This window comes from Gordonia sp. NPDC127522, assembly GCF_042672305.1.
Taxonomy (GTDB): Bacteria; Actinomycetota; Actinomycetes; order Mycobacteriales; family Mycobacteriaceae; genus Gordonia; species Gordonia hongkongensis.
The window spans coordinates 1-17,874 of record NZ_JBHXVK010000032.1 but is presented as its reverse complement, the minus strand read 5'-3'; the positions used below and the strand labels follow the sequence as shown (position 1 = coordinate 17,874).

At 62.4% G+C, this 17,874-nt stretch carries 15 protein-coding genes and 1 pseudogene; 9 read left to right on the top strand and 7 right to left on the bottom strand.

Annotation, left to right across the window (positions count from 1 at the left end; all coding sequences use genetic code 11):
* Nucleotides 1-99 precede the first annotated feature (99 nt).
* Nucleotides 100-264: pseudogene (locus tag ACFVHY_RS24130) on the bottom strand (SDR family mycofactocin-dependent oxidoreductase); the annotation flags it as partial.
* Nucleotides 265-426: 162 nt separating this feature from the next.
* Here ACFVHY_RS24130 and ACFVHY_RS24125 point away from each other — a divergent pair.
* Nucleotides 427-1,365 (top strand): LysR family transcriptional regulator, encoded by a 939-nt coding sequence (locus ACFVHY_RS24125; protein ID WP_390275879.1) that lies wholly within the window; start codon nucleotides 427-429, stop codon nucleotides 1,363-1,365.
* Between the two features lie 173 nt (nucleotides 1,366-1,538).
* Here the strand turns inward: ACFVHY_RS24125 and ACFVHY_RS24120 are convergent, their stop codons facing one another.
* From ACFVHY_RS24120 to ACFVHY_RS24110, 3 genes are all read right to left on the bottom strand, one after another.
* A complete protein-coding gene (locus ACFVHY_RS24120; protein WP_390275878.1) occupies nucleotides 1,539-2,072 on the bottom strand; it encodes a hypothetical protein in 534 nt (177 codons plus the stop codon).
* A 156-nt stretch (nucleotides 2,073-2,228) separates the two neighbouring features.
* Nucleotides 2,229-3,503, bottom strand: coding sequence for a hypothetical protein (locus tag ACFVHY_RS24115; RefSeq protein ID WP_390275877.1), 1,275 nt, complete (start codon nucleotides 3,501-3,503; stop codon nucleotides 2,229-2,231).
* 470 nt (nucleotides 3,504-3,973) lie between these two features.
* Nucleotides 3,974-4,423, bottom strand: coding sequence for a hypothetical protein (locus ACFVHY_RS24110; RefSeq protein WP_390275876.1), 450 nt, complete (start codon nucleotides 4,421-4,423; stop codon nucleotides 3,974-3,976).
* Between the two features lie 302 nt (nucleotides 4,424-4,725).
* On the opposite strand from ACFVHY_RS24110, the gene ACFVHY_RS24105 reads away from it, so the two are divergent.
* Both ACFVHY_RS24105 and ACFVHY_RS24100 read left to right on the top strand, forming a co-directional pair.
* A complete protein-coding gene (locus ACFVHY_RS24105; protein WP_390275875.1) occupies nucleotides 4,726-5,586 on the top strand; it encodes an AbiV family abortive infection protein in 861 nt (286 codons plus the stop codon).
* Nucleotides 5,587-5,799: 213 nt separating this feature from the next.
* Nucleotides 5,800-6,978, top strand: coding sequence for a restriction endonuclease (locus ACFVHY_RS24100; protein ID WP_390275874.1), 1,179 nt, complete (start codon nucleotides 5,800-5,802; stop codon nucleotides 6,976-6,978).
* A gap of 187 nt (nucleotides 6,979-7,165) precedes the next feature.
* Here the strand turns inward: ACFVHY_RS24100 and ACFVHY_RS24095 are convergent, their stop codons facing one another.
* A complete protein-coding gene (locus ACFVHY_RS24095; protein ID WP_390275873.1) occupies nucleotides 7,166-7,426 on the bottom strand; it encodes a hypothetical protein in 261 nt (86 codons plus the stop codon).
* Nucleotides 7,427-7,492: 66 nt separating this feature from the next.
* On the opposite strand from ACFVHY_RS24095, the gene ACFVHY_RS24090 reads away from it, so the two are divergent.
* Together ACFVHY_RS24090 and ACFVHY_RS24085 are read left to right on the top strand one after the other, a co-directional pair.
* The gene (locus ACFVHY_RS24090; RefSeq protein ID WP_390275872.1) at nucleotides 7,493-7,825 is read left to right on the top strand and encodes a hypothetical protein; all 333 of its coding nucleotides are present in this window, start codon (nucleotides 7,493-7,495) and stop codon (nucleotides 7,823-7,825) included.
* A 120-nt stretch (nucleotides 7,826-7,945) separates the two neighbouring features.
* Entirely contained in the window at nucleotides 7,946-8,173 is a 228-nt protein-coding gene (locus ACFVHY_RS24085) for a hypothetical protein (RefSeq protein ID WP_390275871.1), read from the top strand.
* A gap of 87 nt (nucleotides 8,174-8,260) precedes the next feature.
* Here the strand turns inward: ACFVHY_RS24085 and ACFVHY_RS24080 are convergent, their stop codons facing one another.
* Together ACFVHY_RS24080 and ACFVHY_RS24075 are read right to left on the bottom strand one after the other, a co-directional pair.
* Nucleotides 8,261-8,899 (bottom strand): hypothetical protein, encoded by a 639-nt coding sequence (locus tag ACFVHY_RS24080; protein ID WP_390275870.1) that lies wholly within the window; start codon nucleotides 8,897-8,899, stop codon nucleotides 8,261-8,263.
* Nucleotides 8,900-9,727: 828 nt separating this feature from the next.
* Nucleotides 9,728-11,119: an IS256 family transposase gene (locus ACFVHY_RS24075; RefSeq protein ID WP_390275869.1), complete on the bottom strand. Its 1,392-nt coding sequence runs from the start codon at nucleotides 11,117-11,119 to the stop codon at nucleotides 9,728-9,730.
* Here ACFVHY_RS24075 and ACFVHY_RS24070 point away from each other — a divergent pair.
* The 4 genes from ACFVHY_RS24070 to ACFVHY_RS24055 all read left to right on the top strand — a co-directional run bounded on the left by ACFVHY_RS24070 (nucleotide 11,007) and on the right by ACFVHY_RS24055 (nucleotide 17,552).
* Nucleotides 11,007-11,393 carry a membrane dipeptidase gene (locus ACFVHY_RS24070; RefSeq protein ID WP_390275868.1) on the top strand — a complete coding sequence of 129 codons (387 nt, stop codon included), beginning with the start codon at nucleotides 11,007-11,009 and terminating at the stop codon, nucleotides 11,391-11,393. The two genes, ACFVHY_RS24075 and ACFVHY_RS24070, sit on opposite strands and share 113 nt — an antisense overlap.
* Before the next feature lie 193 nt (nucleotides 11,394-11,586).
* Nucleotides 11,587-12,324, top strand: a complete 738-nt coding sequence (locus ACFVHY_RS24065) for a radical SAM protein (protein ID WP_390275867.1) — start codon at nucleotides 11,587-11,589, stop codon at nucleotides 12,322-12,324.
* Nucleotides 12,325-12,638: 314 nt separating this feature from the next.
* Nucleotides 12,639-13,091 carry a helix-turn-helix transcriptional regulator gene (locus ACFVHY_RS24060; RefSeq protein ID WP_390275866.1) on the top strand — a complete coding sequence of 151 codons (453 nt, stop codon included), beginning with the start codon at nucleotides 12,639-12,641 and terminating at the stop codon, nucleotides 13,089-13,091.
* Nucleotides 13,092-13,520: 429 nt separating this feature from the next.
* Entirely contained in the window at nucleotides 13,521-17,552 is a 4,032-nt protein-coding gene (locus tag ACFVHY_RS24055; RefSeq protein ID WP_390275865.1) for a cadherin-like domain-containing protein, read from the top strand.
* Nucleotides 17,553-17,874: the final 322 nt, after the last annotated feature.

The following is a 17,874-nucleotide window of genomic DNA, read 5'->3' as shown; positions in this document are numbered from 1 at the left end:
CAGAGCCCTTGAACGGACCTCTGGATCGATCTTTTTAGGCATGAGCTCATCCTTCCTGACTCAGAAGGAAGCGGCATCAAACCAGGGGTGATTCAGTTCGAGTTCATCGGGTCGCGCGAGCCCGTAGGGCACACTGGTGAGATCTTCGCAGGCATCGATGGCGATGACCGCTGCCCCATGTTGAGCCAGGGCCACCGCGTGGGCACGGCCCTGACCACGACCCGCCCCAGTCACTACCGCCACCTGGCCGGTTAATTCCCTCACGAGACTCCTTACCTGGGCGCGACGCAAGGCGGTCGACCCTACGCTGCCCCGAAGACCTGCTGCCTGACGATGAAGACTCTGCTCGTGCAATCGCTGATTACAGCATCGACTGTTATGTCGAACTAGACCAACACAGTGTCCCGATGGACCTAGCATGTGAGCATGCTCAATGTGACCCTGCGCGATCTCGAGTACGTCATCGCAGTCGAGTCTGAGCGCAATTTCACCCGGGCTGCCACGCTGGCGCACATCGCTCAGCCGGCCTTGAGTCAGGCGATACGCCGCATCGAGGGTCAGTTGGGTGTGCAGCTATTCGAACGGACTAGCCGCCAAGTCACTCCAACTCCGGCAGGCCACCTACTCGCCGCAGATGGTCGCCGAATGCTCCGCGAAATGAACGCAACCGTCGAAGCGGTCAAACAGTTGGGCACCCAAAATCCCAAGTCAATACGTGTGCACGTCTCCGAGCCTTCGCTGCAGGTGCCCCGCCGCGCGCTCATTGCACTGCGTAACGCATTTCCAGACACGACCATTGAGCAGACCACCCTGCCACAGACTCAGGTGCTCGATCAGTTGCGAAGTGGTGCACTTACTTTGGCCATAGGAGAGGCGTACCGTGACCCCGCCATCCGCACCACTCCGCTCACTGAGGAGTCAGTCGTTGCATTGCTGCATCACACCCACCCCCTTGCAACGCGCGCTACCGTCAACCCAGAGGACCTGGCCAGCTATCCGCTAGCGTCCATCGATAGCACGCTCAGTGGGTGGGATCGTCTCGTTGAGCGTTTCCTTGCCCCAACCAGACCCAATTGGTCGCGCTCGAAGGCGTTCGGTGCGGCCTCGGCGGCCGATCTAGTCGACGACACGCAGACCGTGCTGATCTGTCTAGAGTCGATCGCGCACGACCACCACGCAAGGCACCGAACGTCGAGGTCTCTAACGCCCCCGTTAAGCGCCAGGTGGTACGTCTCATGGCGCCCCCAGATCGCCGGCCGAGCGACACTCGATACGCTTCGCGCTACGTTCGCTCGACTCGACGATGGCCCTACCTTAGCCGGTAGCGACTCCAACCGGGCCATACCTGGATGCGAACGACGGTAGCTGCAGGGATGCGCATCTGACGTCTGCATGTATCGCGCCCATCCAAGCAAATCCTCCAAGCGGGCAGACGTAGTATCTACTATCGGCGCTTCGAAATCGTTAGAGCTAAGGCGAATTCGACTGCATATGTCATAACTGCCGCTCGTTCAAGTCCTGGCATATCTCTTAAGCTGCTACCTCACGGACTTGGTCTCGAGGTCGAGGAGCAGCAGTTCCCGCCGCGGTTTGTTGTGATCGGTGTCGAACAGATCGTGGCTGAGAATGGGGTGGTCGGGAAGCTCCCGGAACTGTTCGGTGCCGGCGACCGGTTGCAGGGTGTCGAACTGACGGGCGGGATCTGGCTGGTCGATGTTGTCCGCGCGCGTCCATTCGAGCGCAATAGTAACCAGCTGGAGGCGGACGACGGACGCGGAAGTAGTTGGTCGCGCCGGTAGTCCGTTGTTTGCAACGTCAGGGTGTTCTGCGTCGCCGGTGATGTGCACTGCACCGGTAAGGTCGACCGTCTCGGGGACCGACCCGAACGTGGTGCACCTGATGTGCACGTCACCCCCTGTGCCGGTTGAAGTGAAGCGCGCGAACTTCTCACCCTCAAGGGATGACTGTTGAGTTGGTTCGGGCTCGAGCTGCACCTCGAGGTGCCACTTGGGGCGCAGGGCGACCCACCATTGCGCGCACTCGGGTTCCAGGCCAAGTGCCAGGATCGACACTCACCGAGGTGCGGGAGTGGTCGGCTGCTGTCGAGGTGCCGGTTGAGGATCGCCGGGAGTATCACGGGGTGCCTCTGCTCTCAGCTACAAAACTGGTTTAGACACAGCCGATCTTGCGCACGACTCGGTGGAAGCGCACTCTGGTCCTGCTGACGCTCACGGCGGTGGTGACGGGTAGATCGTGGTGGTGATGGCGGCGTCGAGGTTGATCGGGTCGGACCATGTCATGGGATCGGTGGGCAGTGGGCGTAGGCCGTGGTCGGTGATCCAGTGGCGGCCGTGGTGGTCGGTGGTGAGTGCTGGTGTGGGACTGGATGTCGGGAAGCTGACGAATGGCTGGGAGTCGGCGTCGAGGAGGGTGACGACCCAGAACTGACGTCGCGAACGACTGTCGTGGGTGTGGTCGCTGCGCCCCGAGCTGGCAGGACCGGTGGGCTGGTGTTGGCTTGGCGGGTGCGTGCTGATCCACGCCGTTGTCGCGGTTTGGCCTGCGGTCAACGGCGAGTCCGGGAGCCTGACGGGTTCACCCGCGCTCAGGTCGCTGTTGATGGGATACATGTCTTTGCCCTGCCGAAACCTGAGGGGGGTGTGGAACAGACTGTTGCCTGTGTCTATCCACTGTCGCGGCGCGATCGGGATCGCCGGTCCCCGGGTGACCTCGCCAGCGGTGGTGATCCGCATCAACCGCACTGTCTGGTCGGAGTCATCCGCGTCCTGCACGGCGACCACGAACGCCCCGCTGTCGGTGACCATGCCGCGCAGCTGCTGATCGGTGGGGAGGTCGATGACGGCCACCTGCTCACCCGTGGATGAGGTGAGAAGTGCTCGCCAGTGTGTGTTGTCCACGCGCTCCCACCGCAGGGAGACGTCGCCGAGGGCAACGTGTGGCAGAACGGTGGTGGGCTTGTGGATGGGTTCGCCGACGGTGCAGTGGTAGGTTTCGAGGCCCTCGGTGATCGTGCACCCGGTCGGCGTCGCGAGGATCGTACGGCCCGAGGTGATAGTCCCGGGGAAGACGTACTCGGTGGCGGTGTCGCCCGCCAGCAGCACAGCGACGGGTAGCTGATTGTCGACCACCCAAATGCCGTGGTCGCCGGCCGCCACACTCTCCGGTTCGATCCGCGGCCGCGGGGGTGGTGGGTCGACGTCGTCGAGATCGAGGTCGATCATCACACCTGTTTGCACCGAAAACACTGCGTCAGAACCGGGATCGGCGTCGTCCATGCCGCCTCTGTCGAACCAGCGGGGCGCCTCGTCGACATCGTGGTAGGTCGACGGACTGTCGGGGACGGGTTGCCACGCCCCTTCGCGATGGTGGTAGGGGGTGGTTCGGACTTGCACCCGGGTGACGCGGCCACGCACGGTGGCGTTGCGGTTGAACGCGACTCCGCCCGACTGCCGGAACTGCCCGGTCAACTCGACTTGACCCATCCTGGGCCGTCGACCAATCCACGTGGCCCGCCACCCGTCACCGATGAGATCGCCGGTCCAGTACCACCTGCGTTGATCAGGCCGCTTACTGCTGCCGTCCAGGCGTGGTGTCGGACGCAGATCCAGCACCGCGTGCACCGTCGCAGCGCCCGGCGCCACGTCCGAGGTTTCGTGGAAGTCCAGCCACAGAGTGGTGAGGGAGCCGATTCGGGGCGGCGGGATCGAGCCGTCCTCAATCTCTAGCGCGCTCAGTGACACGGTGAGCACACGCGATGTGGAGGGAGGAGTTCGGGCCGGCGTCATCGGACGATCCCGGCAATCCGAACTGGCGAACTAGCGGGGCGCCTCATGCGCCTTTCTGCAGACTCGACATGCGCAGCACACTAACACGCGAACACCAGTCTGGTTGTCGCCATCGTCATCTGGGCACTCGGCCAACAGGAGAATCGGCACCGACCCCATTGAGTTTTTCAGGGCGCGAACCAGGCTGCGTCCCGGTGGTCGTCGGTCTGCAGGTCGGTGATGGTAAACGCTGGCTCGGGATAGTCTGCGCCCTGAGCTTGGACGAGAATCCCGGTTTCGTCGTCAACGTCTATGAACATGTCTGCGCCTGCGGCAGAGAGTATGACTCGCCACGCTCGGCGCCCGTCGACGTCAGTGGGCAGCGGTCCGGCGGCGACTGCGGCGTGGTCGGTCATGTTGTTCAGCAAAGAGCCCGGGGCGATCGCGTCGAGAGGACTGACCGGACCCAGGATCGGCACGGCGATCCGGCCGCCGAGCTCCTGGAGCTCGTCGCCGGAGCTGCGTTGATAGCTTGCGGCCGGTGGCATCTCGGAGGTAGACGACGGTGCCGTCCGACAGAGCGATGCGCCACCTCGAGGCCGGGCCATGCCACCACCGGAACTGCTGGCGTTGCTCATCGGCGTTGAGGTAGGTCACCACCCCAGACACGTGCAGGGTGGCGCTGGCTGCGTGCCGGCCCATCAACTCCACCCGCGAAAGCTCACTCATGGCGCTTAGCCTGCACTCGGGTGCGAGCGCACGCAACGGTCGCACACGAGCTCTGCACGGTGGAGCCTCGCTGAATAGGTCTGCAAACAGTGCCGGGGCCGGCGTCCTGGTCAACTCAGGGCAACGTCCTGGTCAACACAGGGCAACCTGAGACGAAATGGGACTGGCCTCCCGAGACATGAAAGCCGGATGCCTGAGGCAGACTCGGGGAATGGCGGGCAAACGACTCCTCCCAGCAGACCTCACTCCCGATCAGGTCGTCGCGCTGCAGGATGCGCTGCTCGCGAATGCGGATCGGTTACTGCAAGCCGCCGCCGCCATGCTGGATCGTGGCGACGCATCACTCGCCCGATCTCTCGCGATCCTCGGCATGGAAGAGTCGGGGAAGGCAATCGCCCTGCACGAAAGACGTGTTCAGATCGTTCACTCCACCGACGGCCAGTCCTTCGTAGATCAGCGTCTTTTGAATCTATGGGGGATGCACAGCCTCAAGCTCGAAACTGTGCACGACTTCTTGGTGCGCGAAGAGTACTGGTTCGGTACGGAACCGTCGGACCCGGAGAGGAACGCTGAGGTCCTCGGCACGATTGAACAATGGAAGCGCGACCAGAATCAGCTCAAACAACGTGGGTTCTACGTCGACGTCTCCCCAGCTGGTGATCCGATTACGCCGAGCGAGGCTGCCGATGCCGACGCAGTCCGCGCCGTGGTGGACAGTGTGCATCAAATCGGGTGGCAGCTCCGTCTCGGCGAACATATCGAGGGCAAGCGCCAGCATGCTCAGCAACAGGGCGTATCACCTGCGTCCGAAGAGGAGATCGAACAAACACGACATCTCATGCGCCGCGCTGATCCGCGTATCGTCGACCGAGTGGTTGATTCGATGCGTGTGGGTGTGCGGGGCAAGAACCTCCAAAACGCCGGCTACGGTTTTGTTCTGCCGGAGAACCCTTTCGAGAACGTCGGTCGACCCGGATACGAGGCCCAGGACCGCGAGCTCCGGGCTCTCGCGCGAGACGTTGAGCCGTCGCTAGGCACGGACGAGGTAAACGAGCAGGCTCCGCAAGAATGAACTCGCTCACGCGCCCGTGCGGAGCGTGACGCGTTGACTCTCTTAAGGTTTGCGATGTTGCCAGACCCACAGCGCTCCACATCAGTCTATGCCGAATACACTGCTGTGTAAGTCGGTACCACCTTTCCCTAGCGCCGGGGCAGCCTGCGAGACTTCATATTCAGCGAGCGATGCCGCACACGCAGTGACGCCAGCCGATCAGCAGGGAGCATTGTGGACCTCAACGCACTACTCGACGCGTTTGACAAGACTGCGGCGAACCTCGAGAAGCTCGAGGCGGTGTGGCGTCGCGCTTCTCCAATGCTCCCCAGTGGGCCGGCACTCGGATCCAACCCCGAGTATGACGACCTTGCGCGGGCTTGGAAGGATCTCTGCGCTGGACTGCCTCCAATCGACAACTGGCGGATCGATCGTGAGCTACCAGACCTCGAGGCGGTCGGTCAAGGGTTCCTCGAATACGCCGAAATCGGCGAAGTAGCGACAGGCGTGTACGAAGCGATCGAGAAACCGGACCGGGACCTCGCCGGATACCGCTACAGACTGCATCGTGCTAGACGAAAAGCGATTCGTGGTCGGCTTCAGACCTTGACAGAAACAGTCGATGCCATTCTCGGACAAGTAAGTGTCGGGCTTCCCGCAACTGGAAACGACCCGGTCCGTGCACAGGATGCAGCGGCCGTGCTTGCTGCTGTAGAGGAGATTGAGCGGTTGCTTGGCGATACGGTGGAACGTCGCGGCCGGTGGTCCGACCTTCACCGCCACCTCCGTTTCGCGCAGCCGCACGACTGGCGGGATATAGCTTCGATGGATTGGCCGAGCGTGCGTAACGACATCGACTCTGCAGGTTTCGGCGAAACTGACCCTTTGCCGGTTCCTGAGATCGACCTCGGAGCCGCGTCGGAGGCAGAAGTTACGGGTGCGGCGTCGACTGCTATGCAGTGGCATGAGCTTAACGACGACGAGTTCGAGCGGCTGCTCTTCGACGTCCTGCGGGGAATTCCGCAATACGAGAACGTAACCTGGCTGATGGCGACGCGCGCTCCCGACCGAGGGCGCGACCTCGGGCTCGATCGGGTGCTGCACGACGGCAGCGGTACGACACGGCGGGAACGGGTAATCGTCCAGGCAAAGCACTGGCTCAGCAAATCGGTGAACGTGAGCGCTGTGTCCGACACCCTCGCGAACATGCCGCTGTGGACCCCGCCTGTGGTCAATGGGCTCATCATTGCGACCAGCGGGCGGTTCACGGTGGACGCGGTCGACTGGATCGAGCGGCACAACAACACCGGCAACGCGCCGATGATCGAGATGTGGCCGGACAGCAGGCTGGAATCGCTACTCAGCCAGCGTCCCGGCCTAGTTGCGGCATATGGCCTTCGCCGAGCACGCTGAAACGATTGCCCAGCTGCATGCGCCGGGTGACGTCGCGGCTTAGGGACCTCTCGCGACACTGACCCGCAGTTTCGGTACCCGGCCAGAATGTAGACCCGGATGTCAGGAACCAGACAGTCAATTCTCTCTGACAGCTATCAACAGCGACACAGATGCTCCTGCTGCTGTCACGTGACCAGCATACGATTCAGACGACGCACCACCGCCGCCGCCACCGGAAGGTCCGACGCTGATTTCCACACCAGACGACGAGCCCCTTGGCGGACCTACCCCTGCGGAGCGGGACACCGCGGCGGAAGTCCTCGACGCTGAGTTCGCCGATGACGTCTCCGCGCTTACGCCGTATGAGCGCGACATCGTCCACGAATGGCAACGCGACGACCGCACCTACGACGAGTTCCAGAAAGCTGCTCGCGGCGAGTCCGACGACCCGCACTTCATGATCCATGCCGAGGACTTGGACGAACTAGTGCGCCGACATCGTCTGCGCCGGCCGGTCCGGGCGTACCGCGGGGTGCGGAACACCCGCAAGGTCTTCGGCGTCGCTAACACCGATCTTGCTGAGCTGGTTGGACAGGAAGTATCACTCGCCGGGTTCTTCGGCACATCGCTCGACCGTCAGGTCGCGATCGAGCAGTTCACGCGACCGCCGCTGGACGGTGGTTCGGCGCTGATCGAGGTCCTGATTCCGGCCGGGGTACGCGCGTTGTGGGTGTCGCTCGCCGGTGACGACCGGATGCGCTACCAGCGCGAACTGCTACTGCCGTCGTTCGTGACGATTACGGTTCTTGAAGTCGATGAGACCGGACCGGACCCAGTAATTCGCGTCACGGTATCGCCCGGCTGATCTGCGGAAATCCCGCTCAGGTATACCCGCGCGGCGCCGCTATAGGTACGCTACAGGTGCAGACAGTAAAATTTCGGTCGCGACTGGCCGCAATTGGTATTTGACAGGGTTGGACACGCCATGAGTAGTTCGCATCGTCTATGGGACGACAGCGCATTTGTGGCTGCCGGGGAGCAGCGACCCAAGCCGGTTTTCGTCGGACAACTACTGTCCAGCCTTCATCTTGAAGATGCCCCTCGATCCCGGCAGGCCGAGGGCATCAGGGAGTGGTTGCTGTACAACGAGCCGAGCAAGAGCCTTGTCCTCAGCATGGACAAGCGCGGCTTCGGCAACCTGCTGCGCTACTAGCCCGTCACTCTGCGACTGATGCCCCGACGCCCTTTCGGGCCTGGGCGGGGTCGAGTAGTCAGGGCTGGGCGTCGTGTTCGGGCCAGATCACCTCAGCCGCGGTTTGTCGGTACGGAACCCCCTTGACGAGGGATGTCGCAAACGGCGGGTGCCTATGGCGATCGTGGCGGTTGCAACCCCGACTATGAAGCCGACCACGGGAAACGTTAGGTACGTCGGACTGAGATCCCATAGTGGCGGTGCGCCGTGCACCAGCAGGTGGCCGTCGAGGTTGTTGTAGTCAATCGAGGTCGGTCCATCAGTGTTGATAAACCCGATCCTGGGCTGCTCCCGATGAGCAAACACTGCACCGGCCAGACCTGTGAGCGCACCGACGACGCCGCACCCCAGCACCGATGCGGCGGCCCGAAGGCGGGCACTGAGACCTCGTACACAACGCGCGACCAGAATCCCGACGATGAGTCCGGTAGCTAAACCAATAGCGGGTAACAGCGCGAAAGTCGGCCACCATGTCGGCCCGGTCACCCACTCCAGTGAGTTGACAACGAGCATGTACCCAATTTTGCCTTCTGGCACCTGAGGCGGGGCGGTATCGAAGAGTAGACGCGGAACGGTATAACGCCATCCAGCGGCCGCTAGAACGCCAAGCGCGAGGCCAAGCGCCGCGAACGGAACCGAGAACCGCAGTGCGGTCGGCACTGACGATCCGCTTGCGTCTTGATTCACTGACGGAACGTAGCGCGTCTGGGGTGGGTTGTTCCGGCGGGCGCCACATCCGGGCTCCGCTGAGAGCGTCCTGGGCCGTCGGACTGCTCCGCTGGCGGAGGTGCCTGCCCCGCTACAGTTCCCCTGCTAACGCGGCTGACGGGCAACTGTAGGCCGCGACTGGCGGCCTATGCCGTCGCGGGGTAGAGCTTGTATTTCGGTGAATTCGGGTCCGAGGAAAGGGCGACAGCGGGGCGGCGCCTCGACTATGCGTCAGGTTTACTTGACATAAGGTAAATTATCGGCACTTGAAAATTTCTGGGGGAGAAAGGGTTCGAAGGGTATCTGACATAACGTCTAGATGCCTCCTCTGTGGCCGTGCCATTAGCGGGCAGAGTTCCAGATCAGTCGTCCGTCTTGGGTAGCGGGCTGTCAGCCCATGAAGCTGGTGCGGTGGGTTAGGGCATTGATTAGCTGCGTCAAGCAGCGTGGCGATGTCGGTCCAGGTCGATGTCTCGTCGTCGTTGTCGACTTTGTCGAACTCTCGGATAAGGCCACGCCGATTGCTGGTACGCAGGTCGACGACAAGCATCGTGGCGTCGCGTTCGACGATGGGCAGGTACTCCGGGATGAACGTGTAGGCACTGACGCCGGCGGTCGTGGAATAGCTACCGGGCTGTGGTTGCCAAGCCTCCAGTGAGCCTGGATGCCGACGGCCCGGTCTCACCCGGTGGGGACGACAGCTGATCGCCGAGATGAACACGACCGGGATCGTGCCCGACGGCTCCCGAGCTTGTCAAGATGTTTGTGTAAGAACGTGACTCCTGATTTTCGTGTAGTTCGTTGGGTCTAGTCGAGGTGGGGTTCGATCCGGTCGGGGTAGGCCAGGGCGAGTTGCCCGAGGGCTCGTTTCCAGTTGGTGACGACCTGGCCTTCAACCAGTCGGCCGAGAGCCTTACGTGGTTCTGAACGCCGTTTCCCGCGTTCTTTGAGGCGTTGAGCGGCGCGTTTGTCTTCGATGTCGCAGATGGCCAGCCACAACAGTTTGCGGACGGCGATGTCGTTGGGAAAGTGTCCTCGGTTCTTGATGACCTTGCGTAGCTGGTAGTTCAGCGATTCGATCGAGTTGGTGGTGTAGATGACCTTGCGTAGCTCGGGCGGAAACGCCAGGAACGGGATGAATCTGTCCCAGGCGCGGTCGAAAGCCAGGGCCGCGCTGGGGTATTTGAGCCCGAGCTCCGAGTCGCGGAAGGCCTCCCACTCGCGCCGGGCGGTCTCAGAGTCCGGGGCGGTGTAGATTGGTTTGATCGCCCGGGCCACGTCTTTGCGGTCTTTGTAGTTCACGAACCGCATCGAGTTACGGATCAGATGCACTACACAGGTCTGCACGGTGGCCAGCGGCCAGGTCGCCTCGATTGCCTCAGGGAATCCGGTCAGCCCGTCGCAGCACACGATCAGGACGTCCTTGACGCCGCGGTTGGCCAGATTCGCACACACCCCGGCCCAGAACTTCGCTCCCTCCTCGGCCTGAATCCAGATCCCCAGCACATGCTTGATCCCAGCCATGTCGACGCCAATAGCGATGTGGGCGTGCTTGTTTCGGACATGCGATCCGTCTTTGACCTTGACCACCAGCGCGTCGAGGTAGATGACGGGATACAGCGCCTCCAGCGGCCGGTTCTGCCATTCATCGACCGCGTCGAGGACCTCGTCGCAGATCTTCGAGATCGTCTCATGCGAGAGGTCGGTGCCGATCGTCGACGCGAGATGGTGCTGGATGTCGCGCAACGTCATGCCGCCGGCGTAGAGGGAGATGATGATGTCATCCAAGCCGCCGAGCCGACGCGACCCCTTGGGGACCAGGCGCGGGGTGAATGTGCCATCGCGGTCGCGAGGGATGTTCAGCTCCACCGGTCCGACCTCGGAGGCCACCGTTTTCGGGCTCGACCCGTTGCGGGCGTTGGGTAGCTCGCGACCGGCCGGGTCACCCTTGGCATAGCCGAGGTGATCGGTCAGCTCGGCCTTGAGGCCGCGTTCCAGGGCGAGCTTGATCAGGCCTGGGATCAACCCGCCCTCGCCAGTGATCTGGACCTGGCCGGAATCGATCTGCGCCAGCATTTCATCGACCATGCCCGAAGCCTGCAAAGCCTCGGCCACCTCCGCGGTCGAGCGCGGCTCGGCCAGCTCAGGCAACTGCTCGTCGCCGTACCCCTGCTGCTTGTCGTCTAACGCCATGCTCATACATCTTCCTCTCACTGATGAGCACTGGACTTACACAGACCATCTGACACCCCCCGGCTCCCATTGCAGCGCCCGAACCGGGCTGGATGTGCGAGATCTCCCACAACCCCGGTCATCTACAGCCACTCGTGCATGCGAGCGGTCTGGGACCAACCCCCGCAACATCACCGACGATCAGGCGCGTGCCTGCGCGGCCACCAGCGGTGTCGTAGGGATCACCGGCGTAGGCATCTTCCTCGGACCCAACACACCCACACTGGAGGCCAGCGCTTGAGCAGGTCCATACGTCGACGTAGTCAGGATGGACACTCACAGCCAATGCCGGTGCCGCGAGTGAACGGTCCACCGAACGTATGACACCAAGACGGGTGCCCCCGGCTTCCTCGTCTTGTTCCCACCGCAATCGACAACCTAACTTTTTGTCATCGCGAGGTGATCGCGAGCTCAGCCACTGCGTAAGGCGGACCATGACCACCACAGCCTCCCAGTCAGACGTTGCCACCCGAATCAGCCATTACACGAAATGGATCCATCTCGCCGGCGATCGGTACCTGCTGATGAACCACCCCAGGAACGTCATGATGTTCGCCACAACGCCGATCATCAGCGCGTTGCAAAACCAGCGGATAGACACGCTTTCCGTCGATGTGGCTGACCGGTTGTTAACGCAGGGATATCTCACCAAGTTGTCCGAGTTCGATGAGGACGCCTGGATCTCGCAACGCATCGACGAACTCGAGGATTTTTATACGAGCGTCGGCGAACCGAAGAACTACAGCTTCATCACAACCTACCGATGCAACCTGAGTTGTTCCTATTGCTTCCAAAGCAATGCTGAACAGCGCATCGTCACTAATCGCATGCTTAGCAAAGACGAAGCCATGGCCGGTTTGCAGGTGATGGCGGCTGACACCGCAGCTCTGCCTGGCGACGCTCCGCGCTCCCGGGTCCTGCTTTTCGGAGGCGAACCGCTATTGCCGCGGCAACGCGAGGTCGTCGAAACCATCGTGCACGGATGTCAACGCCTCGGTTACGCACTCGAGGCAACAACCAATGGGTACTTCCTGGAGCAGTTCGACGATCTTCTCGGCCCAGGTGGGATCGAACACCTTCAGATATCGCTCAACAGCAGTGCGAGCCGAGTGTGCATTGCTCGAAGCCCACCTACGCGATCGGCTCAGAGCGCCGATCCTGTCCACCCTTGAACTCGACGACGCTGCATACAGCGCACGGCAGCGGGGTGTTGAGGTCATCTTCCTCGACGACTCCGGAACGCTAGATCACGACCCTGCGGTCATAGCCTCAGTTCGTGAGGCCGCCACACACGCCCTACAGGAAGCGGCCGGCGGGCGAGTGTGTGTACGCATGTGGCCACCCGGACGGGACACGGTGGCCTCAGTACTCGTGACCGACGCCGCCGGCACACGACGCACCGAGATCGCAGCTAGCCATGTGGAGGAGTATCCCACCCTTGGAACCTAGGCGACCGGACGCGCGGCATATGTTCGCCTAGCTAACGATGCCCCCCGGGGTGGTGACACCATCGCGGGTGCCCCCACTAGATCGGTCTGTTACAGGCACTACCAGCGTCATTAACGTCACTCCTGCCGGCCACAGGAGACCCAGGAGTGCAACGATGACGATTCAGGCTCTTCATTCGGTAGGGCGGCCTGCCCTGAGCAAGCGGGAGATCGAGGTGCTGATCGTATGGCTCGCGTGTGATTCCAAGCAGCAAGCCGCACGGCGACTCTTCGTCAGCGAATCCACGGTCCACACTCACATCACGAGGATCCGCGACAAGTATCGAGTCGTCGGCCGACCCGCGCCGACAAAGATTGCTTTGCTTCTCAGGTCTATTGAAGACGACATCTGCACTCTCGAAGAAATTGCCGGGCTAACGAGTGCCCTGCAACCAGGCACAGTGCCGATGCGGTCGCCTCGCGCGGGGTGCATGTGCGCAGCGGGCGTATGACCCGATTGCTTACAGTCCGCATCTCGACGCTATACATCCTCGACGGGAGCTACATCAACCGTCCTGCGAACTCCCCAATGCCTGCGCGTGGCAGGAGTGTGCGTGTTCGCTGAGTTCCGATAGAGGATGCATGCACGGTTGTCTCACTCAGCACCTTCGTGCCGACAGAAGGCGCGAGTACTAGTGCGATACATGCCAGGAAATTCCAGCCTGCGCAGCATCTCTAACCGGAGCCTGACCGGATCGCCGTTGCTGACTTGTCCTGAGATACACGCAGGTGGTAACCGCTCCTGGGGAGGGCAGTTGCCGCACGGATCGGAATTCGTCCGAACCGACTACACTGCGCGCCTCGCTCTCCGCGGCTGCGCTCCATAGAGTTACGCATGCCCGAAAAGTCGTTTTCGAGCGCCTCACAGAAAAGAGTGTCCCGTGTCCAAGTCGTCGGTCAAGAAGTTCACTGTCACCAAGCGTCTGGCCGCGTCGTCGGGTATCGCCGCCGCCTTGCTGATGGCGGGCCCGGTGGCGGTCGCCGCCGCCGAGGGCGGGGCCGACCCGGCGTCGGGTGTTTCCAGCTCGAGCAGCGACGACAACTCTGCCTCCGACGACTCAGCATCTGACGCCGACGGCCCGGACTCACCTGCGAGCAGTTCTGACGTCGATCCCTCAGACAACATTCCTGCAGACGATTCCCCGGCTCCGCCCACTGCTTCGGGCGACCCGGAGACCCCCGCCTCACCCGACGCGAGCGACGCCGCCGACGGGAGTGAGCCTGCACCGCCCACCCCGGCCGCGCCCCCCATCGAAACCCCTGAGCCCGAAACGCCGAACGGCACGACAACAGGGGACGCCCCGACGCCCACCCCCGGCGAGCCGTCGTGGTGGTTCACCCCGACCGGCGACCCGGAGTCGTCGGAACCGGATACTTCGGCATCGGACACCGACACCGATTTAGACGTCGGCACCGAGTCGAATGCGCCGCTTGCCATGCCGGTGACCGATCAGACCCCGCCAGTGTTCACCCTCACGGTGGCCTCAGATGTAGCAACTAGCACCCCAATCATCGCCGCCAGCACTTCTGCTGTCATGCCCGCCGGGGTGGAACCGGATTCACTGTTCTACACGCTCAAGCAGAGCGGCGGCGTCGAAGGACTCGTCTTATTCAACCAGGGCGCGATGCTCATCGGCGTCCTCAATCGCCGCAGCCGGGGCGACGATGAGTACTTGGAGCTGATCGCACCGGGCGACAGCCGATTCATCCCTGCCCGCACGATCGCCGAAGGCTCTCTGGGCAAACATCATTGGGATGACGAAGCCGATCTGGTCACGGTTGATGACGCCATGATCCAGCGGTTCTTCGACACCACGCTCGTACGCCTGCCCGCCGACGCAGAAGAATCCCCAGCCCAACCGATAACATTCCGGGTCACCAGTGCGAGCGCACTCTCCCAGAAGTCGTTCTTCGGAGTGGGACCAGTGGACCTGCTCAACATGAGCCCGGAGGAACTCGAGGAATATCACTCGTGGCTGGTGTCGCTGACGGTGGCCGAGAACGCCACCGACCCCACCGACCAGTTCGTCAACTACGGCGACGCCGACTGGGGCGCTGGCTTCACCGGCAGCGCACCGCCCGCCGGCATTACCTACAGCGTTCCCGCTGAAGGCTCGGGGGCGTTCACTCTGCACAACAACAGCGGCGTCGACATCGCGATCGCCAACCTCAACTACCCCACCTACAGCGACCAGGGTCTGACGATCATCCGGTCCGGCGACAGCCACACCGTCGCCCGGTCGTCCTTGGTGACGCCACTCGGGTTCAGCGCCTACATCGTGCAGACGCCCCGCGTCGACGGCTCGCCCACCGTGGTCGGCCGCATCATCGTCACGCCGTCAGACCTCTTGAGCGACACCATTGCCGTGGGCAGTGCCACCGAGTCGATTCACGACTACATCCCGCTCGCCGGCTCGTCCCCGGTCGACTTCGCAGCCGTCGACCCAGACGATCGCTTCTATGATTCCGGCGACGCCACCTTCGTCGAAAACGTCGTCACCGGGAATCCGGTGACGGCCGGTGTCAGCTACTCAGTGGTAGACGAGGATCACGTCACCGTCTACAACGACGGCACCGACGACATCGCGATCACCCGCGGCACCCCCGGCGGACAGACGCTGACCTACGACATCCTCACCCCCGGCGAATCCGCCACGTACGCCACCGTTCCCGGCAGCTGGCAGATCCTCTCAGTACAAGCACCCAAGGCCCCCGACGGATCGATGGTGATGCTCGGCAGCATCATCAACATGCCGACCGGCCCGCAATCAAACTCCCCGTCTCCCGGCATCCCCGGCATCCCCCTACGGGACGCACCGCCGGTCACCAATCACGCACCCACAGGATCCCTCGTCGAGATTTCGCGCTCCGACGACGGCCGCTCGGTCACCTTCCGGGCAGAGGCCACCGACCCCGACGGCGATCCCATCACCTACTCGGTACTCATGGCGCCGTCGAAGGGAACCGTGGTCCACAACAATGACGGCACCTTCACCTACACGGTGACCGATCCGGGATACCTCCACTACGGGAGTGTCTGGGATCTATTCGTCGTTGGCGCCTCCGACGGCATCAATACTCCCACGGGCCTTGCCGCAGAGATCGACATCGAGTTCACCCAGGTCAACAACGCTCCAGAGGTGACGGTTACCCCGCAGGAGCATCCGAATGCCAACCTCGGGTTCGCCACCTACCTTGTGAACGTGAACGACGCCGACTGGGGACAGTTCCCCGACTGGATCGGTTTCGATCAAATCCGCTACAGCACAACAACTCCCTCGGTCGGCTCGGTAGAGATCGTCCGGTGGTCGGACGGGCCGGTCGAGATCCGCTACACCCCCGACCTGGTGCGGGCACACGAAAGCGCCTACGACACGACCTTTGACGTCATCGTCAGCGACGGCCACGACGGCGGGACGGTCACCGTTCCGATCTCGATCCACGTGCCGTTCTACAACCAGAACCCGACTGCGGAGATCACCCCGGTCGCCGGATCCGGTGGGAAGTTCGTCGGCGACGCGGCATTCACGCTGACGCTGGAGGACGCCGATAACGACGAGGTCACCGTCGTATCGATCACCACCTCTAACGGAGGTACCGCCACGCTCCACGACGGCGTGATCATCTACACGCCACAAGCGTCGCCCGACCTATACGGCTACAACCAATACTCACACTACGACCGGATCATCGTGGTGGTCGATGACGGCCACGGGGGTGTCACCACCACGACCCACGAGGTCCGCATCGCAGACACGTCGGCGTTCACCTGGCTGGAACCCGGCCAGGAACGCATCCTCATCTTCAGCGGAACCAGTGAACTGTCGACCGTGGCATCCCGACTGGTGACGGGTTCCACGCCCATCCGATCTGCGGACTACCAGGACCAAATCGCACAGTTAGAGGCCGGGTTCGCTCCCGAACTCGACGGCTACAGCGACTCCCTACAGCGCTATCTCGTCCAGAACTATGCGTGGCACGTCATCAAGGACGCGCTGGTCGTCGTCAGCCAGTCGATAGCTCGGGTCGAATCCGTGGTCAGGTCGATCGATATTGCGCTGCAGGAAAGGGGATTTGCCTCACGAGTAACCACCCGCATCGCATTGGAGTTCCTGACGGGGTTCCGTCGCACTCTCTTCGGCCAGGTCGTCGCGGTGAGCGGGAGCGAGGTCAGCTACCCTCCGCGCGACCACGAGCCGGAAGAAATTGCACCTTCGGTCGATCCCCTGTCGACGTCCCAACTCTTCACAACGCTGTGGTCCAAGACGAACGCTCAAGAGCCGTTCTACATAGAGCATGTGGAAGGTGCGGATGGCGTCTACCGAATGATCGTCTACGTAGGCGGAACCGCAACAGAGTCCGGCGCGGTGCAGTCGATGTTCGAGAACTACGGGGCCATCCACGCCGTCGGCGACCTGAACCTCCTCGATGCAGTTTTGGCCGAGGTCTACAACGAGAACTACCCCAACGCCGGCAAGGACAAGGAGATCCTGCTGGTGGGATACAGCCAGGGAGGCATCGATTCCATCAACCTTGCGAACAGCGACCTCCTCAACGTGGCAGGGGTCGTGACCTTCGGTACACCACTACACACCGCGTCTGTCGATTATCCGGCCATTCACGTCCGCGATGAGCGAGACGAGATCGCCTGGATAGGTGACGGCAAGGCCGAATCGTTCCAGCGAAGCAAAAACCAGATCTTCGAAGGCCGCGCGAGTACTCCAGACAACTGGTTCACCCCAGACGTCCACTCCAATTACGACACCCACGTTGAGATGGGCAAGAAGTTCGACGATGCGCTGGCCAACGACACCTCTACCAAGTACCGCGGCATTCGGACTGTGCTGAAGACATTCAACGGAGAGGTCAAAGGCAGCGCAAGCCACGGAGAGAGTGAAGAAAGCAGGGTGTGACCGAACGTTGGCGATCGTCGTCCTGCGGGTGGACGGCATGGGGTGTGCTCGGTGTCGCGTTCGCGGTGTGGAACGGTTTCGAACTTGCTTAATGATCTGGCAGATCGGTGTCGCGATAACACGCCTGGTTCGACCAGACCGGGTCGTTGACTCTCTGCGAGCGGGATCCGTGCCGCCAGAATCGACCGCGACCGTCAATCCCCCGCGCTGCCTCTGATGGCGGAGCGGTGTGGCAGGTCCCCGATAGCCGGTCCAGGCAGTTCTAGAGCCAGTTTCTTCTAGCTGTCGGTCAGTCGATCTCGCAGCCCACAGGGTGGTGCTG